Source organism: Roseimaritima sediminicola (assembly GCF_009618275.1).
GTDB classification, from domain to species: Bacteria; Planctomycetota; Planctomycetia; order Pirellulales; family Pirellulaceae; genus Roseimaritima; species Roseimaritima sediminicola.
Window position 1 is genome coordinate 1 of the sequence record NZ_WIAD01000167.1, and the last position, 473, is coordinate 473.

The 473-nt window shown below is 54.1% G+C and carries 1 protein-coding gene; it reads left to right on the forward strand.

All coding sequences use genetic code 11. The features are described 5' to 3' along the window. Positions 1–454 (forward strand): IS4 family transposase (locus GE027_RS22705; RefSeq protein ID WP_315852931.1); only part of this gene is annotated, 454 nt, incomplete at its 5' end. Positions 455–473 lie beyond the last annotated feature (19 nt).

A 473-nucleotide genomic window follows, 5' to 3' on the forward strand; every position in this document is an offset into this window, starting at 1 on the left:
CTACCGAGATGTCCTGCAAATCGTCGACTACTATGTCGCGCGGTGGCCGGTGGAAATGTTCTTTAGGGTTTACAAATCGGGCTGCCGAGTCGAAGACATCATGCTCGAAAAGAAAGACAGACTGATCCGCGCTTTGATGTTTTACAAAGTCATCGCTTGGCGGATTCTGTTTGTCACATTCCTTGGGCGAGAATGCCCCGAGTTGCCATGCGATGTCGTGTTCAGCGAAGCGGAGTGGAAGTCGGTTTGGAAAATCGTTGAGGAAACGGAGCCGCCCAAGACAGCCCCCGAGCTCTCACAGTTCATTCCGATGCTTGCTCAGTTGGGCGGATACAATGCACGCAAACATGATGGCCCCCCAGGCATGGAAGCGATCTGGCGAGGAACTCGTCGAATGATGGACTTTGCGTTGGCCTGGCGAGCCTTCGGGCCTTCAGGATCGTCTGTTCCGTAGGAATTGGGTAATCCGCAGG